General features: G+C 61.7%; 21 protein-coding genes. 15 read left to right on the top strand and 6 right to left on the bottom strand.

Features of this window, described 5'->3' with window-relative positions:
* The first annotated feature begins 66 nt into the window (after nucleotides 1–66).
* Nucleotides 67–927: a hypothetical protein gene (locus NH8B_RS20960; protein WP_014087704.1), complete on the top strand. Its 861-nt coding sequence runs from the start codon at nucleotides 67–69 to the stop codon at nucleotides 925–927.
* A gap of 286 nt (nucleotides 928–1,213) precedes the next feature.
* The gene (locus tag NH8B_RS12975; protein ID WP_014087703.1) at nucleotides 1,214–1,492 is read left to right on the top strand and encodes a hypothetical protein; all 279 of its coding nucleotides are present in this window, start codon (nucleotides 1,214–1,216) and stop codon (nucleotides 1,490–1,492) included.
* Between the two features lie 101 nt (nucleotides 1,493–1,593).
* Here NH8B_RS12975 and NH8B_RS12970 read toward each other — a convergent pair whose 3' ends face one another.
* On the bottom strand, nucleotides 1,594–2,328 hold the full coding sequence (locus NH8B_RS12970; RefSeq protein WP_014087702.1) for a peptidylprolyl isomerase: 735 nt from the start codon (nucleotides 2,326–2,328) through the stop codon (nucleotides 1,594–1,596).
* A 215-nt stretch (nucleotides 2,329–2,543) separates the two neighbouring features.
* Nucleotides 2,544–2,759, bottom strand: a complete 216-nt coding sequence (locus NH8B_RS12965; protein ID WP_008953547.1) for an alkylphosphonate utilization protein — start codon at nucleotides 2,757–2,759, stop codon at nucleotides 2,544–2,546.
* Between the two features lie 243 nt (nucleotides 2,760–3,002).
* Between NH8B_RS12965 and NH8B_RS12960 the strand changes: the two genes are divergently transcribed.
* Nucleotides 3,003–3,686, top strand: coding sequence for a hypothetical protein (locus NH8B_RS12960; protein WP_014087701.1), 684 nt, complete (start codon nucleotides 3,003–3,005; stop codon nucleotides 3,684–3,686).
* Nucleotides 3,687–3,765: 79 nt separating this feature from the next.
* On the opposite strand, the gene corA is transcribed toward NH8B_RS12960, so the two are convergent.
* Nucleotides 3,766–4,737 carry a magnesium/cobalt transporter CorA gene (corA, locus tag NH8B_RS12955; protein ID WP_014087700.1) on the bottom strand — a complete coding sequence of 324 codons (972 nt, stop codon included), beginning with the start codon at nucleotides 4,735–4,737 and terminating at the stop codon, nucleotides 3,766–3,768.
* Between the two features lie 257 nt (nucleotides 4,738–4,994).
* Between corA and NH8B_RS12950 the strand changes: the two genes are divergently transcribed.
* From NH8B_RS12950 to arfB, 4 genes are all read left to right on the top strand, one after another.
* On the top strand, nucleotides 4,995–5,546 hold the full coding sequence (locus NH8B_RS12950; RefSeq protein WP_014087699.1) for a TetR/AcrR family transcriptional regulator: 552 nt from the start codon (nucleotides 4,995–4,997) through the stop codon (nucleotides 5,544–5,546).
* Between the two features lie 44 nt (nucleotides 5,547–5,590).
* Nucleotides 5,591–5,908: a DMT family transporter gene (locus NH8B_RS12945; RefSeq protein WP_008953551.1), complete on the top strand. Its 318-nt coding sequence runs from the start codon at nucleotides 5,591–5,593 to the stop codon at nucleotides 5,906–5,908.
* Nucleotides 5,909–6,124: 216 nt separating this feature from the next.
* Nucleotides 6,125–6,694, top strand: a complete 570-nt coding sequence (locus NH8B_RS12940; protein WP_014087698.1) for a DUF4337 domain-containing protein — start codon at nucleotides 6,125–6,127, stop codon at nucleotides 6,692–6,694.
* Between the two features lie 81 nt (nucleotides 6,695–6,775).
* Nucleotides 6,776–7,183 carry an alternative ribosome rescue aminoacyl-tRNA hydrolase ArfB gene (gene arfB, locus NH8B_RS12935; RefSeq protein ID WP_008953553.1) on the top strand — a complete coding sequence of 136 codons (408 nt, stop codon included), beginning with the start codon at nucleotides 6,776–6,778 and terminating at the stop codon, nucleotides 7,181–7,183.
* A 203-nt stretch (nucleotides 7,184–7,386) separates the two neighbouring features.
* Here the strand turns inward: arfB and NH8B_RS12930 are convergent, their stop codons facing one another.
* Entirely contained in the window at nucleotides 7,387–8,313 is a 927-nt protein-coding gene (locus NH8B_RS12930; RefSeq protein WP_014087697.1) for an isoaspartyl peptidase/L-asparaginase family protein, read from the bottom strand.
* A 120-nt stretch (nucleotides 8,314–8,433) separates the two neighbouring features.
* Here NH8B_RS12930 and NH8B_RS12925 point away from each other — a divergent pair, with 120 nt between their 5' ends.
* Complete coding sequence (locus tag NH8B_RS12925) at nucleotides 8,434–9,099, top strand: Pr6Pr family membrane protein (RefSeq protein ID WP_014087696.1); 666 nt, start codon at nucleotides 8,434–8,436, stop codon at nucleotides 9,097–9,099.
* Nucleotides 9,100–9,340: 241 nt separating this feature from the next.
* Nucleotides 9,341–10,246 (top strand): EamA family transporter RarD, encoded by a 906-nt coding sequence (gene rarD, locus NH8B_RS12920; RefSeq protein WP_014087695.1) that lies wholly within the window; start codon nucleotides 9,341–9,343, stop codon nucleotides 10,244–10,246.
* 133 nt (nucleotides 10,247–10,379) lie between these two features.
* Here the strand turns inward: rarD and NH8B_RS12915 are convergent, their stop codons facing one another.
* Nucleotides 10,380–10,673: a SemiSWEET transporter gene (locus NH8B_RS12915; protein ID WP_008953557.1), complete on the bottom strand. Its 294-nt coding sequence runs from the start codon at nucleotides 10,671–10,673 to the stop codon at nucleotides 10,380–10,382.
* 452 nt (nucleotides 10,674–11,125) lie between these two features.
* On the opposite strand from NH8B_RS12915, the gene NH8B_RS12910 reads away from it, so the two are divergent.
* The 6 genes from NH8B_RS12910 to NH8B_RS12885 all read left to right on the top strand — a co-directional run bounded on the left by NH8B_RS12910 (nucleotide 11,126) and on the right by NH8B_RS12885 (nucleotide 23,706).
* Nucleotides 11,126–17,200 (top strand): DUF4347 domain-containing protein, encoded by a 6,075-nt coding sequence (locus tag NH8B_RS12910; RefSeq protein WP_041702972.1) that lies wholly within the window; start codon nucleotides 11,126–11,128, stop codon nucleotides 17,198–17,200.
* 69 nt (nucleotides 17,201–17,269) lie between these two features.
* Nucleotides 17,270–18,790 (top strand): TolC family protein, encoded by a 1,521-nt coding sequence (locus NH8B_RS12905; RefSeq protein WP_014087693.1) that lies wholly within the window; start codon nucleotides 17,270–17,272, stop codon nucleotides 18,788–18,790.
* Entirely contained in the window at nucleotides 18,787–19,548 is a 762-nt protein-coding gene (locus NH8B_RS12900) for an efflux RND transporter periplasmic adaptor subunit (RefSeq protein WP_014087692.1), read from the top strand. The genes NH8B_RS12905 and NH8B_RS12900 overlap by 4 nt, the downstream gene beginning before the upstream one ends.
* 7 nt (nucleotides 19,549–19,555) lie before the next feature.
* Complete coding sequence (locus NH8B_RS12895) at nucleotides 19,556–20,878, top strand: efflux RND transporter periplasmic adaptor subunit (protein WP_014087691.1); 1,323 nt, start codon at nucleotides 19,556–19,558, stop codon at nucleotides 20,876–20,878.
* Nucleotides 20,879–22,987 (top strand): efflux RND transporter periplasmic adaptor subunit, encoded by a 2,109-nt coding sequence (locus NH8B_RS12890; protein WP_232503464.1) that lies wholly within the window; start codon nucleotides 20,879–20,881, stop codon nucleotides 22,985–22,987.
* Between the two features lie 161 nt (nucleotides 22,988–23,148).
* Nucleotides 23,149–23,706, top strand: a complete 558-nt coding sequence (locus NH8B_RS12885; protein WP_014087689.1) for a GNAT family N-acetyltransferase — start codon at nucleotides 23,149–23,151, stop codon at nucleotides 23,704–23,706.
* Here the strand turns inward: NH8B_RS12885 and NH8B_RS12880 are convergent.
* Nucleotides 23,682–24,014 (bottom strand): hypothetical protein, encoded by a 333-nt coding sequence (locus NH8B_RS12880; protein WP_014087688.1) that lies wholly within the window; start codon nucleotides 24,012–24,014, stop codon nucleotides 23,682–23,684. The genes NH8B_RS12885 and NH8B_RS12880 overlap by 25 nt on opposite strands.
* Nucleotides 24,015–24,023: the final 9 nt, after the last annotated feature.

The raw sequence follows: 24,023 nt of genomic DNA, 5'->3' as shown, positions 1-24,023 counted from the left end.
TCTGCACAAGAGAGGCTATTTTTTTGTGCTATTAATATCCAAAATGAATAATTAAATGGAATTTATATGGCTTCTGAAAACTTGCAACCAGTTAATAATAATAGTTCCTCTGCAGGTAATTGGTGGGAAGGATACATAATTCGCTATGCCCTTGGTAGTTTGGTGGGGGCTGTAATATGTTGGAAGCTTATTAATGATATTGATAAAAAGATACCAGTAAAAGATTTTATTCAGACTAAGGACGATATTACTAGATATGTTGTATTGCTGCTTATGGGGCTTTGCTACTGTTATGTTGCAAGTTCTCCTATGCTTGTTTTGCATGTTTCTCGCTATAGACCACTTGGTAGTTTATACAAAAATTTACCAAAGCTTTTGATATTGAAAGCCTTGGCTTTGTGGGGGTGCGTTATTTCACTGTTGCTGTGGCTTTCTGGGTATTTCTATGCTGAGCATGATTCAAGTCAATGGCTTTATTTTTTTATTGGCTTGATAGTTCCATTGCTGGTTTATTTGGTCCAGATTGTAATTGTTCCTAAGAATGATGATGATGTAATTGAACTTTTTAGGTTTTACGATGAATTATCGTTTTTGAGGCATTATACTTTTACGGATATAATGACTTCTTATCGCCACATCAGAGAACATGGGAATGCATATTCTGTTCTTATCCTAGAAATTCTGCTGGGGTGGAGCTTGGTGTTTTCTATAAAAGTGGAATTTTACCTTGCGGTTGCTGTGTTGATTGCATGGATTTTACCTGGGGCATTTGTTTGGATTGTTGGTACAAATATAGAAAAGAGATATATTAAAGAGCATTTGCCCGCAGCCAAGAAGAAACATAGCTATCTAATTCTAGAGAAAAAAAGGCAGTCTGCAGATCGACTTGATTATTTCTCATTTAAGAAGAGGAAGAATTTAAAATAGCACGTAGGATGGGTAAATGCGCTGCGCTCCACCCATCCTGCAATCGGCCAGCCAGGCAACCGTGCGGGGGAATCAGACGACCCCCTGCCACTGCCGCTATGTTCCGGATGGTTCCTATTTTTTCTTCGCGGTGGCCTTGCCGGGTCGTCGTCCGGATGCCTTGGTGCGGCACGTCGATCGTTTGCGCAAGGCTTTTCGTGGAGGCAAATGTGATTCCCCTTTTGAGATGCCGGCGGTTGGCTTTGCGTGTTTATAATCACGCCGGGTTTTTTGGAGGGGGTGGGTGATGAGTATGTCTTCGGGGCGGTTGTACCGCCAACTGGCGTGGTGGGCCTTGGTCAACGTGGTGGCCGTGGTGGCGGTGGAAGTGGTGGGACATTGGCCCGGTTTCTTCGCCGCCGGTGCCTGGGGCGAGGCCGGTGTGTGCTTGCTGGCGTCGATCGTGTACGCCTGGCTTGCGGTGGCGGCGGTGCGTCACCGTGCGGGGGAGGGGCCGATGCTGCTGGCGGTAGGGCTGATCGCGGCCAATTGGGTCGGGCTGGCGCTGCTGGACTGGCTGATCTGAGAGGGGCGCTCTGACGCGAAGCGAGCGCTGGCGTCGTTGGCGGCTCAGATAAAAAAAACCGGGCGGGTGCCCGGTTTTTCGTTGCTGCCTGTCGGTCGGTATTACTGTGCCGACATCGAGTAGCCTTCGATCTTGGCTTCTTCCACCAGCTTGCTCAGGTACTCGTGCATCATCTGGCGGCCGGCCATTTCGTTCAGGTACTGGCCCAGGCGTTCCTTGATGTCCTCGAAGGCAAGCTGGCCGCCGCTCTGGCGGTCGTTGACCTGGATGATGTGGTAGCCGAACTGGGTTTCGACCAGGTTCGGGGTGATCTGGCCGGCTTCGGTGCTGAACACGGCCTGTTCGAATTCCGGCACCATCTGGCCGCGGCCGAACTGGCCCAGGTTGCCGCCTTGCTGGCCGGACGGGCAGGTGGAGTGTTCGCGGGCGAGGTCGGCGAAGCGCGACGGGTTGGCCTGTACTTCGGCCAGCACGCCTTCGGCCTTGGCCTTGGCGAGCATGTTGGCAACGTCGTCACCCTGGCCCAGCGGGAACAGGATGTGGCTGGCCGTGGCGCTTTCGCCCTGGCGGAATTGTTCCGGGTGGTCGTTGTAGAACGCCAGGCAGGTGGCTTCATCGGCCGGGGTAAACGCCAGTTCCTTGTCGAGCAGGGCGCCAATGGCCTGGCCTTCGTTGCTGGTGTCGAGACCGCTGGCCTTGGCTTTTTGCAGCAGCAGCTCGTGCAGGATCAGCTGTTGAATAGCGGCATCGCGCGGGCTGGGGGCGTCGGCGTGGTTTGCCAGTTCGGCTTGCACCATGGCTTCGGTGATTTCAACGCCGTTTACGGTAATGGCCATGAGGAGGTCCTGATCGTGTCGATGGATGCGCCGCGTGATGCGTCGCGCTGAATAATCCCATTATTAATGGGGGCATCGGCAGCGGGTTTCAAGTGCCGGGCGGCACGGCTTGTTTGGCGGGCGTGGAAGGTTGGCCGAAGCCCGGTTTGCCGGGCTTTCGGCCAACGTGGGTCCGTCTCGCGGCAGGCGGCGTTGGTTCTGCCTGCCGAGGGAAATCAGACTTTTTTCAGGAAGCAGGTCTTCAGCATCAGACCCTTGATCTTGTCGTTGCGGCATTCGACGTGCTCGTCGTCGTCTTCCTGCAGGCGGACGTTCTTGAACAGAGTGCCGCGCTTGATCACGGTGGAGGAGCCCTTCACCTTGAGGTCCTTGATGACTTGTACCGAATCACCGTCGTTCAGAAGGGTGCCGTTGCTGTCTCTGACTTCCATGCTGTCGTTTCCTTGGCGTTGCTGACTGGAAAGCGTTCATTATATCTTTTTGTTTGGTTGTTAAGCCAATAAATTGCTTCTGATTATGTGGCGGATTGGCTAAGGCACGGCGCAGCCCCTTGCGCTGGGCAAGGGTGGGTGTTTGATGGTATAGGGTCTGTGCCGCCGGCCCGTCCCGTTAGTGTGGGGGCGCATGGCCGGCATTTTTCCGCCTTGGCGATGAACATGAGAAGAGTTGGCACGATGAACACCGAGCAGGAAGGCGCTGACCACAGCGAAAAAGCAGCGAATGAACAATGGCGACAGGCAAAGGCGATCCAGCATGCCCTGAACCGCCTGATCGCCGAGGCGTTACCGGCCAGCGGTCTGTGTCACGAAGTGGGCCCGGTGATCAATGCCGTGCAGCAACGGGAAGGGGAGGGGCGTAGCGCCCTGGCCGGGAGTTTTCCGCTGATCAAGCGCAAGAAGCGCAAGGAAGTGATCGTGGCCTGGCTCAATTACCAGATCAGCCTGTTTGGCGACGGCGTACCGCACCGCCTGGTCGATGGCGTCGAGCAGCCGTATGAGCCGGTGCTGCACGTGGCGCATTGGACCTGCGAATTCAGCTTTGAATACGATTCCTACGTCGGCTTTCCGGCGCAGGGCTGGCAGCCATGGCGGAACGAGGCGCAGCGCCTGTTGTGCTGGGACGATTCCGACTCGCCGTACGGCGACGAGTGGACCTATTCCCTGCGCCTGGCGCAGATGGAGGGCGACGAGGCCCTGCAGCGCTGTGTGATTGCACCGGCGCTGGCCTTGCTGGAGGGGGCGTCGGCGACCGAGGCGCTGCCGGATGACCTGCCGGGCCTGGTGTTTTACCAGGACAAGGCGCTGGGCGACGGCGAGCGTGACCTGCTGGTGATGGACGCGCCGTCGGCGCCGGCCTGATGTCGGGGCGCGGGACCGGGTGCCTTGCCTGGCCGCTTTCGCGGCAGCAACGCGAGGGGGACGCCATTGATGACGCGCCCTAAAGCCAGCCCACGCGTTTGAAGCGCCACCACAGCAACAGGTCGAGCACCAGCATCGCCAGCAGTGCCAGCGGGTAGCCGACGCTGGTTTTCAGCTCGGGCATGTTCTGGAAGTTCATGCCGTAGATGCCGGCGATGGTGGTCGGCACCGCGAACAGGGCGGCGTAGCTCGCCAGTTTCTTGCTGACGGCCGATTCGTCGAGCGAGATCATCGCCAGGTTGACCTGGATCGCGGTGGCCAGCATGTCGCGCAGCGAGTCGAGGGTGCGCGCGATGCGGGCCAGGTGGTCGTCGACGTCGCGGTAGTACTCCTGTACTTCACGGCACACCTCCGGCACGCGCCCGCCGTGCAGCCGCGCCACGGCCTCGTTCAGCGGCACCACGGCGTGGCTGACGGTGACCAGCTTGCGCTTGAGCAGGTACAGGTCGTGGATGGTGCGCTGGCCGGCGTCGCCGCGCGCAAACAGTCTTTCCTCCATTTCTTCCAGTTCGTCTTCCAGGCGGTGCACCACGCTGAAGTAGCGGTCGACCACGGAGTCGATCAGGGCATAGAACACGAAGCCGGCGCCGAAGCGCAGCAATTGCGGCTCGTGCTCGCAGCGTGCGCGCACGTTCTGGAAGCCCTGTTGCGAACGGTTGCGCAACGACAGCACGTAGTTGTGGCCGACGAACAGGTCCATCTCGCCGACCAGCAGCTCGCCACCTTCGTCGCAGTCCAGCAACTGCAGCGCGCAGAACAGCATGCCGTCGTATTCCTCCAGCTTGGGGCGCTGATGGCCGTGGCGAGCGTCTTCCACCGCCAGTTCGTGCAGTCGGAACTGCTCGGTCATGCGCTGCAGTTCGTTGTCGTCGGGGTCGCGGATCGCTACCCAGACGAAGCAGTCGGGCCGGGCGAGGTAATCGTGGATCTGCTCGATGGGCAGGTCGGCCAGCTTCTTGCCGTTCTGGTAGGCGACGCAGTTGATGAGCATGAGCTCTCCCGGGAGTGGTACTTGTCTCTCTTCATCCAAGCCGGTAAACGGCCGCACCGCAAGGTGTGGCGGTGAGGGCGGGCGAGCTGGCTGGGGCGCAACGGCATCCAGGGGCGCTCCGCACGGGCGGGGGTCGCGTCGCGGTGTGGCTGTCGGCGCAGACGTGGCGCCGCCGTCGGCTGCCGAGTCGAAAGTATTGCCTTTCTTTTCAAGCATTAATAGAATACCGTCCAGACGGATAAATTAAGGGGCGCAGCATGGGACGGACATCCACCATCGAGCCGGATCGCATCCTCGATGCCACCGAGCGCGTCATCATGCGCGACAGCGTGGTCAGGCTGACCATCGACGCCGTGGCGGCGGAGGCGGGCATCAGCAAGGGCGGGGTGCTCTACACCTATCGCACCAAGGATGCGCTGATCCAGGCGCTGATGGAGCGCATGGTGCGGCGCTACGACGAGGAGATCGAGCGCTGCTGGCCGGCCGACGCCGAGCCCGGTGTCGCCCATCTCAAGGCGTATATCGACGCCGTGCTGGGGCTGACCGGGCAGGACCACCGCACCGCCGCGGCGATGCTGGCCGCCGCCATGAACAATCCGACCCTGCTGGCGCCGATGCAGGATTTCTACGCCCGGCACCTGCCGCGCATCCGCGCCGCGCTGCCCGACGACCGGGCGTTGACGGCCTTCCTGGCGATCGAGGGCATGGTGTTTCTGGAGCTGTTCGGGCTGGTCGGTTTCAGCCAGGCCGAACGCGAGCACGTGGTGCAGAGCCTGCACGCCCTGATCGACGGCGCCGCGGCCGGCTGACGGACGACGGCAATCATCAATATGCATTTTTTGAGGAGAAGGATATGCCCTGGATCTTTCTGACGATGGCGGGTTTGTTCGAGGTGGGTTGGCCGCTGGGGATGAAGATGGCGCAAAGCGGCGGCAACACGGTCAAGGGCATCGCCTTTGCCGTGACCTGCATGGCGCTCAGCGGCTACCTGCTGTATCAGGCTCAGCGCACGATCCCCATGGGCACCGCCTATGCGGTGTGGACCGGCATCGGCGCGGCCGGCACATTTCTGGTCGGGGTGGTGTTTTTCGGCGATGCCTCGTCGCTGCTGCGCTACATGGGGGTGATGCTGATCATGTCCGGCGTGGTGCTGCTGAAGTTCGGCGGCTGAGCGGCGCGCAACAGCGCACCCCACCGGGATCGAAAGGTTGGCCGAAGACCGTCAAGTATGCGGTCTTCGGCCAACCTTTTTGCTGTGTTGCGGTCATTCGGCTGTGGAGTCCGCTGTGCCGTTCGTGCGCCGGGCCGGGGCAAGCACGGCAAGCGGCGGCGGCTCTGTGGTAGATTGCGCTCATCGTGCGACAGGGTCATCCAACAGGGGGGCAATATGGAAGTGGAAATCAGTGTCGAGGCCAAGAAGAAGCAGCTGAATAATGCCGTCGCGATCACGGTGGTGCTGCTGTCGGTGTTCATGGGGGTGTCGAAGATCAAGGACGACAACATCGTCCAGGCCATGCAGCTGGCCAAGGCCGACGCCGTGGATTTCTGGGCCGAGTACCAGTCCAACAAGGTCAAGCTGCACCTGGCGGAAAGCAATCTGAACCAGACCCGGCTGCTGGCGCAGAGCCTGCCGGGCAACGCCAAGGTGATGGCCGCCGAAGAGGTTCGTCTGACGCGGGATGTGGAGAAGTACACCGCGCGCTCGGTCGCCATCCAGAAGCAGGCCAAGGCCAGCGAAGCGGAGTACGACCGGCTGAACTTCCACGACGACCAGTTCGACATGAGCGATGCCGCCTTGTCGATCGCGCTGGCCACGGCCGCGGTGGCGGCGCTGGTGGAAAACTGGCTGCTTTTGCTGTCGGCCTGGGGTTTCGGCGCGTTTGGCGTGCTGTTCGGGCTGGCCGGTTTCGCCGGCTGGTCGATCCACCCCGGCTGGCTGGTGGCCTTGCTGTCCTAGCCGGACGATGGGGTGGGGCGGCGCACGCTGACGCCATTCGCAGGTACAATCGGGTCTTCATCCCCTCGCCAGCGTCACGCCATGTCCCGCCCTGTTTTTTCCGTCCAAGAGGAGGAGGTCGACTTCTCCGCCATCCGCGCGCAGGGCGCGGGCGGGCAAAACGTCAACAAGGTGTCGTCGGCCATCCATCTGCGCTTCGACGTCACCGCCTCGTCGTTGCCGGCCTACATCAAGGAGCGGTTGCTGCAACTGGGCGACCAGCGGGTCAGCAAGGAGGGCGTGGTGGTGATCAAGGCCCAGCAATACCGCACCCAGGAACAGAACCGGGCCGACGCCCTGCTGCGTTTGCAGGCGCTGGTCGACAGCGTCAGCCACACCCCCAAGGCGCGTCGCGCCACCAAGCCGACCTTCGGTTCCAAGCAGCGCCGCCTGGAGGGCAAGGCCCGGCGCGGCGGCATCAAGTCGCTGCGTGGCAAGGTCGATCTCTGAGAACCTGTTTACGATCTGCTGCGCGTCGGCGATACGGCGTTAAAAACGTCTTCGGAATGTTCCTTTACCACGTGCAAACGCCGCTTCCTCAGCCGTTTTTGCCTTGTCTCGCTCTAGCTCGCGAGATCGTAAACAGGCTCTAAGGCGGCACGCCCGCCTGCCGCCATTCATCCCGCGTTTTCCCCGCCTGCGGCGGTCACGAATCAGGGTGGCGGCGTGTCGTCACGATACAGCGCCAGCGCGCGCCGCCCCGTGCCATCGATCATCGCCCGATACATACCCGCACTGTTGAACGGCATCGCCACGTGGCCTGCCGCGTCGACCGCGATCACGCCGCCGCTGCCGCCCAGCGCCGGCAAGGTGCCGTGGATCACACTGTCGGCGGCGTCGGCCAGCGTCTGCCCGGCGTAGGCGAGGCGGGCGGCGATGTCGTGGGCGACGGCGGCACGGATGAAGTACTCGCCGTGCCCGGTGGCGGACACCGCGCAGCGCCCGTCGGCCCAGGTGCCGGCGCCGATCAGCGGGCTGTCGCCGATGCGCCCCGGCCACTTGCCGGCGCGCCCGCCGGTGGAGGTGGCGGCGGCGAGCCTTCCCTGCGAATCGAGTGCGATCGCGCCGACGGTGCCGTGACCCTGGTTCGCCTGTCCCTCGGCCAGACGGGCCTTCTCGCGCTGCAGCGCCTGCCAGCGGGCCTCGGTGAAGAAATACTGCGGGGGCTCGCATTCCAGGCCTTGGGCGCGGGCGAAGGCGTCGGCGGCGGCAAAGCCCAGCATGACGCAGGGGGTCGCCTCCATCACGCGGCGGGCGAGCCGGACGGGGTTCCGGGCGATGCTGACGCCGGTGACGGCGCCGGCGCCCCGGCTGTGGCCATCCATGATGGCCGCCTCCAGTTCCACCCGGCCGTCCAGGGTAAAGTCGGCACCGCGCCCGGCGTTGAACAGCGGGTCGTCCTCGAGCAGCGCGACGGCCACGGTCACGGCATCGAGTGCGCTGCCGCCCTGTTGCAGTACGCGATAACCGGCGTCGAGCGCCGCTGCCAGCCCGGTGCGCAGCGCCGTGTCCCGGTCTGGATCGAGTTCGGCGCGCTGGACCGGCCCCGCGCCACCGTGCACGGCAAAAGCGATGGTCATCGTGATGGCTCCCCTGGATTTGGCCGCAAGCCGGATGCGGCTTGGCTATGCTTTATATAGCGTAGCCCGCAATTGTGATTGCGATTGCGATGGTGGGCTTTCAACGCCGAGGGGCGTGTCATGCAGAACGAAAAAACAAGACAAGTATTCGAGTTGCTGCTGTTGTCGCTGGGCTGGTTTGCGCTGGTGCTGCAGCTCTATCTCGGTGTGGTGGCCGAGCTCGCACGGGGCGTGGCGTGGCAGTGGACGGTGTTTAACTACTTCAGCTACTTCACCATTCTCACCAATCTGTTCCTGGCAACCGGGTTGACCGTGCCGCGCTTGCGACCGCAATCGCGTTTCGGCCATTTCCTGCTGCGGCCGACGGTGCGCTCGGCCTCGCTGGTGTACATCACCATCGTCGGCTTGGTGTACGCCATCCTGTTGCGGCACCTGTGGAACCCTACCGGCTGGCGCTGGCTGGGCGACGTGCTGTTGCACGACGTCATCCCGATCGGCTACTTCGTCCACTGGGTGCTGTTCGTGCCGCCGGCCCGGCTGCGCTGGCACGACGCGCTGTTATGGCTGGCCTATCCCGGCGGTTATCTCGCCTACACCTTGCTGCGCGGCGTGTTCGTCGGGCTGTATCCCTATCCCTTCCTCAACGTGCTGCGCCTGGGCTACCAGGGGGTGCTGGTCAACTCGGCGTTCCTGGCGCTCGCCTTCGTGGCCATGGGCTGGCTGGTGGTGGTGCTGGACCGCCACGTCAAGGGCCTGCTGGCGGTACGGGTGAACACCCGGCGCTAGGGTGGGTCATCGATGGCTTCCCGCGCCGCGCCGGCACCATTGCTGACACACCCCAAGCCCGCTTCCGCGCCGCCGCGCCGCCATCCCGCGCTCAAGGTTTTTCCATGTTCCGCCGCGCCGACGGCATGCCGCATGCTCTTCGGCCAACCTTGATGTCCTCCGAGTGCATTTGCCCCGAGCCCGGCGGCGATGCTACAACGTCGGGTTCTGGCGGCCGCGGCCGTCGTGCTCTGGAGGGTTCATGCCACATTCCCAGCCCATTTCCGGCAAGGGGGCCATGCTGTCGCTGCTGGCGTCGGTGCTGTTCGCCCTGTTGTCGGGTTACACCACGCTGCTGAAGCCGCTGGACGGCCTCGCCATCTACGCCTGGCGCGTGCTGTGGACGCTGCCCGGCGTGCTGTTGCTGCTGGCGGTGCGCGGCCAGTGGTCGTCGCTAGGGAGACAACTGGCGCGGCTGCGCAGCGAACCCTTGCTGTGGCTGCTGCTCCCGGCGATGGCGGCGTTGCTGGCGACCCAGCTGTGGCTGTTCATGTGGGCGCCGCTGCACGGGCAGGCAATGGCGGTATCGATGGGCTACTTCCTGCTGCCATTGACCATGGTGCTGACCGGTTGCGTGCTGTACGGCGAGCGGCTGTATCGCTTGCAATGGCTGGCGGTCGCCTGCGCCATGGTGGGGGTGGCGCACGAACTGTGGCTGACGCGCGCCTTCGCCTGGCCGACGCTGCTGGTGGCGATAGGCTACCCGCCGTATTTCGTCCTGCGGCGCTGGTCCAGGCTCGAGCCGATCAGTGGCTTCGCCCTGGAACTGGCCCTGATGAGCCCGGTGGCGCTGCTGCTGTTGTGGCACTTGGGAGAGGCCGGCTGGGGCGTGCTGGCCGAGCCGAAATTCTGGCTGCTGCTGCCCGGGCTGGGCCTGATCAGCACCGTGGCATTGGCCAGCTACATGGTCGCCAGCCGCCACTTGCCGCTCGGCCTCCTGGGCATTCTCGGCTACGTCGAGCCCGTGCTGCTGTTTCTGCTGGCGGTGCTGCTACTGGGCGAGCCGCTGTCGCTGGACAGCCTGCTGACCTATGCGCCGATCTGGCTCGCGGTGCTGCTCACCGGCATCCATACCGCGCTGCATCGGCGCCGATCGCTGCGTGCTTAGCCGATAGCAGGGGGGGCCGGGGCGTCTCGATGCCGGTCTAGAGGGGATCTAGTGTCATGGCCCCCAGCCCGCTTGTCGGCCGGGGCCGGCTGGTTTGTCCCAGCATTGCCGCGCTTACCTCTCCTATACCCCCTCACGACCGCCTCTTTGAAGGCGCCGATCCAGCCCGCCGCCTTATCTCCTCGCGCAGCTTCAAGCCAAGAATGATCGACGACAGCAGCAGCGTCATGGCATTGGAAGCAATCAACGGCCCGGCCCCGAGCAGGATGCCGTAAGCCAGCCACAACGCCACGCCGCTGACGAACATCAGGTACATCGACAGCGAGATGCTGCTCAGGTCGCGCGTGCGCAGGGCGTGCAAAACCTGGGGCAGAAAGCTCGATGTGGTGAGAAAGGCGGCCAGGTAGCCGTAATATTCGAGTTTCATGATATATGGCTGAGACCAAAAGGCCAGCTTAACAGGGTCTTATCCTGTCAGCGATCAGATCGGGTGCTGTTCTTTTCTGAATGATGACCTCTTGGTCTCTTTTGCCAAAACGTGGATAGCTGGACGGCATTGCATGGTGCAACCCGGCCAAAAAAGGTGATAGACGTAGCGCTTTGCGTTCAGAGCATGGCGTGTGGCTGCACTTCAGGGGCCTGGCAATCCGGTAGAGGCCGTGATATCGCCAAGCGGCCAGATAGCTTTATGTATTTGTGCATATCGATATCTTGACTATTTCAAGCGCTATCCAGTCATATCGACATTGCCCTGCAGACGTCGAGAGACAGACTTCAGACAAGGAATGACATACTAATTAACTGTGATATGCTTTAGTCATTACTTGGTGACTGCCTGATTTAAATGGCATTCTGATCAAGGAAAATGGGAGAGCGGTCATGGGGTGGTGGAAATCGGCAGGGCAGGGCAGCGAAAAAAAACAGTTGCCCTCAAATCAGCGCTCTCGCTTGCTACTGCAAGCGCTGGAGCCCAGATTGATGTTCGACGGTGCGGTTGCTGTCTCGCTGGCCTCTGCCGAGCCACATCTTGATGCGTCGCATACCGTCGTGGACAAAACGGTGGATGCAACCGCTCCCACCGATGCCCGCGCCACCACGACGGAATCGCTCGCCGCGCCGGCGCCCGCCAACACCGCGAAGCAGGTGGTGTTCGTCGAATCCAACGTCGCCAATTACCAGAGCCTGCTCGCCCAGATGCCGACTGGTGCCGAGGTCGTCGTGCTGGATAGCAGCAAGGATGGCTTGGCCCAGATTGCCCAATGGGCCAGCGAGCACCAGGGCTACGCCGCCATCCATATTCTGTCTCACGGCGAATCCGCTGACCTGATGCTGGGTACCCTCGAGCTGACTCAAGGCAATATCGCCAGCCATCAGGCCGAACTGGCCACGATAGGCCAGGCCTTGCAGGCCGGTGGCGATATCCTGCTGTACGGCTGCGATATCGGCGCGGGCAACAGCGGTGCGACTTTTGTCTCGACATTGTCCAGCTACACCCATGCCGACGTGGCGGCATCCACTGACCGCACCGGCTCCAGTTCTCTAGGTGGAGACTGGGCGCTGGAGTACAGCAGTGGCCACATCGACGTGGCGGCGCTGGCTTTCGATTATCAGGACCTGCTGGCGGTGCCGGCCAGCCAGAATTTTGATAGCGCTTCACCGGGCAACAGCTCTTCCAGCCTGACTCTGGGTGGGGTCACGTACTCTACCAACGGCGGGGGCATCGTCGATATCGTGGATGTGAACATCCAATACGGCGACAGCTTTTCCGGTTTCTCGGGCAATGCGATCCTGAGCGATACCAGTGGCTCGGCAAGCTCCAGCATTACTTATTTTGAGTTCGGCTCCAGCAACCTGGCCGATAACTTTAAGCTCAACTCTCTGGCTGCGAATGCTTACGACGGGCAGGGTGGCTTTGCCAAAACCTTCACCATCACCGGCTACGATGGGGGTTCAGGCACTACCGCCACGGTCACTGTCACTGGCTTTAACTTCAGTGCGAGCGGAACCTACGGCTCCGGCAATATGGCTATCACCTACGTCAAGGATTCGGGGGTCTACAATGCGGGCACGCTGACGTTTGGCAGCGGTTGGGGCAATGTGGATACCGTCCGTTTTACCGCGACCGACGGCTCGGCGGGCTTGGCGTTCGATTCCATCAGCTTCTCCGCGCCGGTGGTGCCCAACGTCTCTCCCGTGCTGACCGCCAGCGGCGGTTCCAGCGCCTATAGCAGCGGCACCGGCAGTGCGGTGACGGTGGATAGCGGCATCACGCTGACCGACTCCGATAGCACCACCCAGGCCAGCGCCACGGTGTCGATCACCGGCAATTTCCACAGCAGCGAAGACATGCTGGCCTTCAGCAATACCAGCAGCAGCACCTACGGCAACATCATTGGCAGTTACAACAACAGCACCGGGGTGTTGACGCTGACCTCCAGCGGCGCCACCGCGACGCTGGCGCAATGGCAGGCCGCCCTGCGTGCGGTAACTTACTCTGACAGCTCGCTGTCGCCCAATACCAGCTCCCGCACCATTAGCTTTGCGATCAACGACGGCTCCAGCACCAGCAGCGCGGTGACCAAGACGGTCACGGTAGCAGCGGATTCCGCGCCGGTGATCGGCAACCTGAACGGCGACAATCCCACCTTTACAGAGAAGGGCGGGGCGGTGAAGCTGGATGCCAGTACTGCGGTCACGGTGACGGATAGCGACACCCCCAACTTCAACAGCGGCAACTTGACCGTGCACATCTCCGCCAATGGACAGAGCGGCGAGGACGTGCTGGGCATCGATACCAGCGGCACGGTGTCGCTTAGTAACGGCACCAGCGTGGGCAGCGTGGTGTCCGTCGGCGGCGTGTCCATCGGCGTGATCGCCACCAACGGCGATGGCGTCAGCGGTCATGACCTGGTCGTGACGCTAAACAGCAACGGCACCCCGTCGCGGGTCGCCACGTTGGCGGCGGCGCTGACCTACAACAACACTAGTAGCGACCCCAGCACCGCCACCCGCACGGTGAATGTCAGTATCAACGATGGCCGTGGCGGCACCGGCTCCAGCAATGTGACGGTGGCGATGGCGGCGGTGAATGACGCGCCTACCGGCAGCGCCACCGCCTCCAACCCCACCTTCACGATGGGCGGCTCCGCGGTGGCGGTGTTCAGCGGCGCCAGCATCAGCACCGTCGAATCCAGCCAGAGTGTGATCCTGCTGACGCTGACCGTGTCCGGTCTGCAAGACGGTAGCAGTGAAATTCTCTCCATCGACGGCAGCAATGTGGCGCTGACCAACGGCAACGCGCTTACTACCAGTGGCAACGGCCTGAGCGTTACCGTCTCTGTATCCAGCGGCACCGCCACCGTGTCCATCAGCAGCAGCGGCATATCCGCCAGCACCGCGGGCAGCGTGGTCAACGGCATCACTTATCGCGACAGCAGCGGCAGCCCCTCCATCGGCAACCGGGTGGTGACGCTGACCAGCGTCAAGGACAACGGTGGTACCAGCAACGGCGGTGTCGATACCACCACGCTAGCCGTAGCTTCCACCGTCAGCGTGGCGGTGGTGCCGGTGGTGACCACCAGCGGTGGCAGCGCGGCGTTCACCGCCGGCGACAACGCCCCCTCCACCCCGGTGGTGGTGGACAGTGGCCTGATGGTCACCGACAGCGCCAGCTCCACGCTGGCCAGCGGGACAGTGTCCATCACCGGCAACTTCCACAGCGGCGAGGATGGGCTGGCCTTCACCAACGATGGCAGCACCATGGGCAATATTGTCGCCAGCTACAACAGCGGCACCGGGGTGCTGACGCTGACCTCCGGCGGTGCCACCGCGACGCTGGCGCAATGGCAGGCGGCGCTGCGTGCCATCACCTACACCAATACGGCGATCACGCCCAGCAGCGCTACTCGCACCATCAGCTTCCAGGTTGACGATGGCAGCGCCAGCAGCAGCGTGGTTACTCGCACCGTCACGGTCACCCCGACCGACCAGACCCCGATTGTCAGCGCCAGCGGCGGCAGCGCGGTGTTCACCGCCGGCGACAACGCCCCCTCCACCCCGGTGGCGGTGGACAGCGGCCTCACCCTCGCCGACCTCGACAACACTACGCTGGCCAGCGCCATGGTGGCGATCACCGTCAACTTCCACAGCGGCGAGGATGTGCTGGCCTTCACCAACGATGGCAGCACCATGGGCAATATTGTCGCCAGCTACAACGCCGGCACCGGGGTGCTGACGCTGACCTCCAGCGGCGCCACCGCGACGCTGGCGCAATGGCAGGCGGCACTGCGCGCGGTGACCTACACCGACAGCGCGGTCACGCCCAACAGCGCCACGCGCACCGTCAGCTTCCAGGTCGACGACGGCAGCAAGAGCAGCGCCGCCGTCACGCGCACCGTCACGGTCACCCCGACCGACCAGACTCCGATCGCCACCACCAGCGGCGGCAGCGCGGCGTTCACCGCCGGCGACAACGCCCCCTCCACCCCGGTGGCGGTGGACAGCGGCCTCACCCTCGCCGACCTCGACAACACCACGCTGGCCAGCGCCACGGTGGCGATCACCGGCAACTTTCAGAGCGGCGAGGACGTGCTGGCGTTCAGCAATAACCCCAGCACCATGGGCAACATCAGCGCCAGCTACAACGCCGGTACTGGCGTGCTGACGCTGAGCTCGAGCGGCGCCACCGCCACGCTGGCGCAATGGCAGGCGGCACTGCGCGCTGTCACCTACACCGATACGGCGATCACTCCGAATTCGGCCACCCGCACCATCAGCTTCCAGGTTGACGATGGCAGCAAGACCAGCGCAACGGTGACCCGCACCGTCACGGTCACCCAGACTGACCAGACCCCGATCGCGACGACCTCCAGTGGCTCCGGTACTTATGTAATCGGCAGCACGCCGGCCCCGGTGGCGGTGGACGGCGGTCTGACGGTGTCGGATCTGGATAACGCAACCTTGTCTAGTGCCCATGTAGCCATCACCGGCAACTTCCAGAACGGCGAAGACGTGCTGGCGTTCAGCAACACCAACAGCAGCACCTACGGCAACATCGCCGCCAGCTACAGCGCTGGCACCGGGGTGTTGACGCTAACCTCTAGCGGCGCCATCGCGACGCTGGCGCAATGGCAGGCGGCCTTGCGCGCAGTAACCTATTCGGACACCTCGGCATCACCGAACACCAGCACCCGCGTGATCAGCATCTCCGTCAACGACGGCATCAAGGACAGTGCGGTAGTGTCCCGCAATGTGACCATGCAGTTGCCGGCTCCAACGGTGAGTGGCTTGAGTGCCGGCACCGATACCGGCAGTAACAACCATGACGGAGTGACCAGCGACAGCACGCCCACCATCGTTGGCACCGCCATCGCCAATAGCGATATCACCATCTATGTGGATGGTGTCAGCGTTGGTGTGACCACGGCGGATGGCACTGGGGCTTGGAGTTTTGGCCTGCTCACTACACTGAGTGACGGCCCACATGCGATTACCGCAATGGCCAGCAGTGGTGCGGTCAACAGCGGAGTGTCCACGGCCTATGGTGTCTCCATTGACACCGGTGCGCCCAGCGTACCCAGCGGCCTCGGCCTGAGCTCGGCAACCGACACCGGCAGCAGCAGCTCAGACGGTGTCACCAGCAACAACCAGCCGACACTCACCGGCACGGCCGAGGCCAACAGCACGGTGACGGTGTACGTGGATGGCGTGGCCGTCGGTACCGCCATGGCCGACGGTAGTGGGGCATGGAGTTACAGCCTGTCCAGTGCGCTGAGCGACGGGAGCCACAGTATTCGCGCTACGTCGACCGACTTGGCTGGCAATGCCAGCGCGCAATCGTCGGCTTACGCCATAACCGTGGATAGCGTGGCGCCACAGGTTGCGTCGATTACCCCCTTGGATACGCTTTCCACCAGCGCCAGCAGCGTCAGCTACGACGTGGTGTTCTCCGAGCCGATTACGGGGCTCGACGCTGGTGCGATCAGCATCGTGACGAGTGGCAGCGCCCATGGCTCAGTTGCTGCCATTACCAAACTGAGCGAAAGCCACTATCTGGTGCAATTGTCTGGCGTGGGAGGTGATGGTTCGTTGGCAATCGCCGTGCGTGCCGGTGGGGTGACCGATATGGCGGGTAATGTGATTCAGCAGCAGGTAGTGGCTACGGCATATCAGGTCTTGGCACCCGTCATACAGCCTCCAGTTACCGTCACTCCGGAAATTGTGGCGGCTCCGAGCAGCGAGAGTCCCATCATAGAGATTGCACCGATTACGCCCAATATCGTGTTGGAGGCAGTTGCGTCGAGCAGTAGTAACACCATTGCGATGTTTGCAAGCGACATCGCCTCCGTTGCCAATGACGTGCGCAGTATTGTGCCTCCGCTGCAGCTAGCCTTTGGGCAGGATCATTTCAGCAGCGTTGCTCCCAATCGCCTGCCGATTGGGCAAATGCTCCCGCCGGGGACGAGTGATAACGGCTTTGCCTTGCCGTTCGTCAGCCGTTTGACCCTTGCACAGGGCGCTCCTCTGCAGGTCTTGCCCGATCTGGGGGTTAGGTCGTTGATCGCAGGACAGACCTTCAGCTTTGGTTTGCCTCCGGGAACGGTACTGACTCGTAACCCCGATGTCGTTCTCAGTATTAGTGCAAGGCAGAGCAATGGCCAGCCGTTGCCTTCTTGGATTCGGTTTGACCCCAAGACAGGGCGCTTCAGCGGTATGGTGCCGGCAGGTTGGAATAAGCCCGTGTCGCTAGAGGTGACAGTGCAGGACCAGGACGGTCATCGTGGTGTGACACATATACAGATCAAAGCCGACGGGCAAGCCGCTGTACCGGCAGAAGGGGAAGAGGCATCGCCAGCGTCCGGCAAGTCCTCTCTCAATGAACAGTTCCTGCAGCATGGCAAAAGCGCTTTCGAGCAACAACTGGCGCAATGGTTGCAGCCGGACAACGCGGTTTGAATCGGGTTGCCGGGCGACTCATTGCGGGTCTCGCCAGAGACAATATTTCAGTAGCACAAGGGGACAGGGATGAGAAAACAACATAAACAGAGGGAATCGGCTGGTCGTTATCGCTTGCTTGCCGCATTGACGGTGCTGGCCTTGACGGGATGCGCAGTCACTCCCAAACCACTGAGCTTGGGAGAGAGGCAGGCGACGCTGGCGGCTGATCGCCAGGCGATGTTCGGGACTCAGGAGGCGTTGAATGGGCCTGTCACCCTGCAGGAGGCCATGGCGCGCGCGCTGAAGTACAACCTGGATTACCGCGTGAAGCTGATGGAAGAGGCGATGGCGCAACGGCAGCTGGACTTGTCCAGTCTCGATATGCTGCCCAAGCTGGCATTGGCAGCGGGGTATACCGCACGGGACAAGGACAATGCGTCGTCCTCGCAGAACGTGGCGACGGGTGAACAATCCCTGGTGCCGTCCATTTCCACCGAAAAGCAGACGCGTACCGCAGACCTGAACTTGAGCTGGAATGTGCTGGATTTCGGGGTCAGTTATTACACGGCCCAACAGCAATCGGATCGCGTGCTGATCTTGCAGCAGCGCAAGCGCAAGGTGGCGCAGCAACTGATGCAACAGGTGCGCGAAGCGTGGTGGCAAGCGGTTGGAGCACAGCAGCTGGAAGGCCGTATCGACGCCCTGCTGAAAGAGGCCAATAAGGCATTGGAGGATGCGCGTCAGGTAGAGCAGCAAAAATTGCGCTCACCGCTGGAGGCGCTGACTTACCGCCGTCAGCTGCTGGATGTGATTCGTCAAATGGGGATGATCCGCAATACCTTGTCCCAGGCCAAACCCAGGCTGGCCGCCATCATGAATGTGCAACCAGGTGCCGATTTCGAAGTAGCGGTACCTTCGGACATGCCAATACCGACTCTGGCGTTGACGCTGGATAAGATGGAGGAGATGGCCCTGCTCAATCGGCCCGAGGTCAACGAGGCACGTTACAACGAGCGTGTCGGTGTACTAGAAACTCGTAAGGCCATCGCCAAACTTTTGCCGGGGCTGGAGTTTAGCGTCGGCCATCATTACGACAGCAATAAATTCCTGGTCAACAACTCGTGGAGCGACGCCGGTCTGCGCATCAGCTGGAATCTGCTCAACTTGTTCAGTGCCGGTCCCATCACGCGATCGGCCGAAGCGCAGCTGGAAGTGGCGAAGGCGCAGCACATGGCGTTGAACATGGCGGTGTTGACCCAGGTACATGTTGGCTACCTCGACCTTCAGGGGCGTACTCGCCAATTCGCGTTGGAAAAAGAGCTGAACGATGTCGAGTTGCGTATCTATGAGCAAAACCGCAACGCGACAGCCAGTGGTGCACAAGGCCGGCTGCCGGCGATTCTGGCCGATGCCAATGCCGTGTTCTCGTCGTTGCGGTTGTATCAGAGTTATGGCGACTTGCAGAATGCTTATGGTCTGATGGGGGCGAGCCTGGGTCTGGATCCTCTTCCCAACAGCACTGCCGGATATGATTTGCCAACCCTGGCAGCTGCGTTCAAAGGGGCGGAAACCCACTGGAAGAGCACGGTATCGGGAGACCCATTATGAGCCGTTGCCTGATCATGGGGATTTCTCTGTTGGCGACCGCAGGGGCTATGGCGGCCGCATTGCCAGCCAAGCCGCTGCCCGCCGCTGCGGTCACCAATGCCAGCGATGGTCGTATCCGAGTGCAGTTGATGGCCCGCAATGCCGTGACCCTGTCGGGTGAAGTCGCAGCCAGAATTGCGGCCTTGCCGGTATCGGAAGGGGGAAGTTTCAAGCGCGGCCAAACCTTGGTCGAGTTCGACTGCAGCAGCTATCGGGCTCAGTTGAATAAGGCCCAGGCTTCGTTGGAGGCCGCCAACCAGTTGGCCAAGGTCAACAATCAACTGGCAAAACTCAACTCCATCGGGGTGATGGAGGTGACACAGGCCGAGGGCAAAGCAAAAGAGGCGGCGGCCGATACCCGTTATATGCAGACCGTTGTCGGCAAATGCGTGATCAGTGCGCCGTTCAATGGCCGGGTGGCGAGGCGTGTCGCTGCCGTCCATCAATATGTCAGTCCGGGCAACCCCGTGCTGGATATCGTCGATTCCGGACCGTTGGAGTTGCGCATGCTGGTGCCGTCCAAATGGTTGAGTACGTTGAAACCCGGCAACCGTTTCACTGTGGCTGTCGATGAGCTGGGAACGAGCTTTCCGGCCAAGATAGAACGTCTCGGCGCGCAGATCGATCCCGTCAGCCAGTCCATTCTGGCGGTGGGTGTGATCGACAGCAATGCGGGCAATCTGTTGCCGGGCATGAGCGGCTGGGCCAGCTTCAAATAGGGTGGGCATGGGGCACGCAGACAAAAGTCGAGAACTGGCCAGCCTGTTGCAGCTGCTGCACCGTGCGCGGGAAGCGGTCAACGTTGCGCAACTGGGTTTCATCGTCGTCAACGAAAGTCAGCAATTGCTGTCCTATCGGCAAGCAGCCTTGTGGCGCGAAGGCGTGCACCGCCATGTGGGTGCCTTGTCGGGACTGGCAGAACTGGACCCTACGGCCCCCTACATGCAGTGGTTGGGAGGAGTCTTCCGGCATGTGGCGACAGTCGTGGACTCCCGGTCCAGCCAGGTTGTGTCCGCGGACGATCTGCCGGAAAGGCTGGCCGCCGAATGGTCCTTGTGGTTTCCCGAGCATGCGCTGTGGCTACGTCTGGGAGGGCAGGGGGCGCTGTTGCTGGCCAGAGAGTCGGCCTGGAGCGAGTATGAGGTGAAGCTGGCTGAAGAGCTGGCGCATGGCTATGGTCATGCTCTGTCTCTTTTCTTGCCGCGACGTAACTGGCGAGAAGAGGCCATGCAGTGGCTACGGCCCGGCTCTCGGCAACGTAAGTTGTTGCTGGTGGCTTTGTTGATTGTTTGCCTGCCGATACGTCTGACCGTATTGGCGCGGGCGGAAGTGGTGCCGCAAAAGCCGCTGCTATTGCGCGCACCCATAGCTGGGGTGATCGACCATATCGCGGTGGAGCCGAATCAGCGTGTCACCCAGGGGGCGCCGTTATTCGACTTGGATGCCACGGCGCTGTCGGGCCAGTACGCCATGGCTGCGCGCGAACGCGATGCCGCACAGGAGAGTTTCCGGGCCAGTGCCCAGTTGGCGGTGACCGACGACAAGGGCAAGTTGGCGATGGCGCAGGATCGCGCCAAGCTGGAGGAGAAGAGCATTGCCGCCGATTACACCGGGCGCGAACTGCAGCGTCTGCATGTGACCGCGCCGGCAGCCGGAGTGGTGGTGTTTTCCGACCGCAACGACTGGCAGGGCAAAGCCGTCGCGGTGGGGGAGAAGGTGATGACCTTGGCCGATCCGACCATGGTCGAGTTGGCCGCCTGGTTGCCGGCCGCCGAGGCGATTGATGTAGCTCCCGGCGCCAAGGTGACGTTGTATCCCAATGCCTCGCCGATCGAATCCTACGATGCCGAAATCATCCGTGTCGCTTACAAGGCCGAGGCGGTAGAAGGAGGGCTGTTGGCCTACCGCTTGCAGGCGCGCTTCGTGAGCGGTGACAAGCCACGGCTTGGTCAGATGGGTACTGCCCGGGTGTATGGCGACTGGGTCCCGTTGATCTACTACGCGCTGCGTCGCCCGCTAACGGCGGCACGTCAGTGGCTGGGGTGGTAGATGCCGGCCCGTACTTTGCCCCCATTGCGGCAGGAGTTGACCTTGCATGCCGGCTCGCTGCAAGCCGACGGTTCCCCTAGCTGGGTCCTGCACGATCCTTGTGCCAATCGCTTCTATCAGTTGGGCTGGGCCAGCTTTGAGGTATTGTCACGCTGGTCCCTCGGGTCGGTCGACGTGATCGTGGCGGCGGTCAATGCCGAGACATCGCTGCAGTTGGTCCCGGATGACGTCGAGGCGGTGATCAACTTTCTATCGCGGCATCAGCTGTTGATGGCGGTCTCTGCCGAGCAGAGCCACTGGCTGTGGCAGATGCATGAGGCCAATCGTCCAAGCCGTGCCATGTGGCTGCTGAAAAACTACCTGTTCTTCCGTGTTCCGCTGGTGCGTCCAGAAACTCTGCTCAACCGCCTGCTGCCGTGGTGTGGCTGGCTGTTCCAGACCCGGTTCTGGTGGGCCATGGCGGGAGTGCTGATCTTTGCCCTGGCCATGGTGTCGCGGCGTTGGGATGAATTCACCCACACGTTTTCCGCTTATGGCGGCGTCAGTGCCGCCATCGGCATCGGCCTGTCGTTGAGTTTGGCCAAAGTGCTGCATGAAATGGGGCATGCGCTGACCGCACGGCATTTTGGCTGCCGGGTGCCGGCAATGGGAGTGGCGTTCCTGGTGATGGTGCCCGTGCTGTACACCGATACCAACGATGCCTGGAAATTACCGTCCCGCAGGCAACGGCTGTTGATCGGTGGGGCCGGGATGCTGGCGGAACTGCTGCTGGCGATCATCGCGACTTTGCTCTGGTGTTTTTTGTCGGATGGTCCCTTGCGGGCCGGAGCATTCTTGCTGGCGTCCACGACTTGGCTCGCGACACTTGCCGTGAATGCCAGCCCGTTCATGCGTTTTGACGGCTATTTCCTGCTATCCGACTACCTGGGGCTGCCCAATCTGCATTCCCGGGCCTTTGCATTGGCCCGCTGGCAGTTGCGTCGCTGGGTCCTGGGGTTGGATGACCCGGAGCCGGAGTATTTTCCGCAGGATCGACGGCGTGGCTTGATTCTGTTCGCCTGGGCCACCTGGTTGTATCGCCTGGTGCTGTTCCTGTCGATTGCCTTTCTGGTCTACCACTTGTTCTTCAAGGCTCTGGGCTTGCTGCTGCTGGCCGTCGAACTGGGCTGGTTCATCATCCGGCCGATCGTTGGTGAGTTGCTGATCTGGTGGCGGCGGCGTGCGGAACTGCACTGGCAGCAGGCGACCCGGCGTAGCGCGGCGCTGTTCGGCATGCTGCTGTTGCTGGTGGTGCTGCCCTGGCAGTCCGATGTATCCAGCCCGGCGGTCTTGGGAGCATCGCAATCTCAGGGCTTGTATGCGCCGGCCGCGGCGGAGGTAGATAAGGTGTGGGTGCGGGAGGGGCAAGCCGTCAAGGCCGGGCAGTTGCTGGCCCACTTGCGCTCCCCTGCCCTGGCGGCACAGTTGGACTTGGCCGAAGCGCGTGAACGTGCCTTGGCCTGGCAGGCGTCGCAGCAGCCGTTCGACATCGAGCTGCAGCAACAAGGGCCGGCTTTGCAAAAGCAATGGCAGGTGGCGCAAGAGCAGGTCAAGAGTTTGCGTCAGCAGATGGTCCGGTTGGCTCTGGTCGCCCCATTTGCCGGCAGAGTGGTGGATAGCAGCGAGGCGTTACAGGTCGGGACCATGATTGCCGAAGGTGAACGCTTGCTGGACGTCGTCGGTCCTCATGGCGTCAAGGGCGAGGCCTTTGTCGATGAAGCGGCGCTGGCGGGTTTACGACAGGGGCAGGTGGCCAAATTCGTCGCCGATGGCGGTGAGCATTGGGCCGTGTCCTGCCGTTTGGGGCCGATCGACCGTCTCAACCTGACTGTACTGGATCAGCCCTTGCTTGCCTCCAGTTACGGCGGACCGATTCCGACCGAGTTACGAGAGCATGGCCTTGCGCTGTTGTCGACAACCTTCCGGGTGCGTTTGGAGCATTGCGACGGCCAAGCAGCTCCGTTGAGGGAAATGGCCGGTGTGGCACGCTTGCAAGGTGAACGTCACAGTATGTTGGGCCGCATGATTCGTTATCTGCTGGCTGCGGTGCAGCGTGAGGCTGGATTGTAGCGCTAGGCAGGAAGGCCGCAGAGCTATGGCGAAGCGTGGCGGTGTTGCGTGGGCTGGTTGTCAGGGCCAATCGGAAGAGGGCTGGCGTGCGACTGTCAGGTTGACGATGCCCGGAATGCCCGGCTTTCTGCAATGGGATTGAACTAGAAAAGGAGCGGGCAGTGACGACTATCTTGAACTCATCTTCACTGGCGCAGGGACTGACTCTGCGGCCGGCCAGACAAAGCGATGCCGCCTTCATAGCGCAGTTGTATCGCAACGCACGACCCGATCTGCAATTGATCGATGGTGAAGACGACCTGATCCGGACCGTACAGGAGCAGCAGTACCAGGTATTACTTCAAGGGGCGGGCAACAACTATCCCAATGCGATGCATTTCATCATTGAAAAGACGCTTTCCCGGATCGGCGTGGTGATGGTGGATTTTGGCCATAACGAGATTCGCATCATCTTTCTGACTCTGTTGCCCGACGTACGTGGTCTGGGGTATGGGAAACAGGTGCTGACGGGTTTGCAGCAAGCGGCCAGAGAGGTACGCGCTCCTCTGGCCGTGGTGGTATGGCACAGCAATGTTCAGGCTCGGCGGCTCTATCAACAGCTCGGTTTTGTCCTGGAAGAGGCGGGGGATATCGCCGACAAGCTCGTGTGGTACCCCGATGCAGGCTTCTCGCAAGGCCGCGCAGGGGAGGCTGTTCAGTTGAATGGCAGCTGGAAGTAGGCCAGAGAGGGATCGCGTCCGGCCGGGATCACCCGGCCGATCCAGACCAAATCCAGCTGGCGTGTTTCAACAGTGCCATGCCCTGGCAGGGTGAGGCGGCCGACCGCATCGACCACGGTGGTGTTTGGAGAGGCCGCCAGTTCCACGACGAAAGGTGTACGGCGCGAAGTCGCACTGGGCGTTTGAGCTTGGGGTCTCAGTTTGACGGCCTGGATCTGCAATGTCAGTTCCGGGTGGTGTTCGCTCTGGAAGGAGCAGTATTGGCCGACCAGACCAATGAAGTCGTCGGCGCATAAGGTTGCCAGCATGACGGAATC

The sequence above is a fragment of the Pseudogulbenkiania sp. NH8B genome (genome assembly GCF_000283535.1).
Classification (GTDB): Bacteria; Pseudomonadota; Gammaproteobacteria; order Burkholderiales; family Chromobacteriaceae; genus Pseudogulbenkiania; species Pseudogulbenkiania ferrooxidans.
Note: the sequence above shows the minus strand (reverse complement) of the source record. Positions and strands in the feature narration are given on the sequence as shown.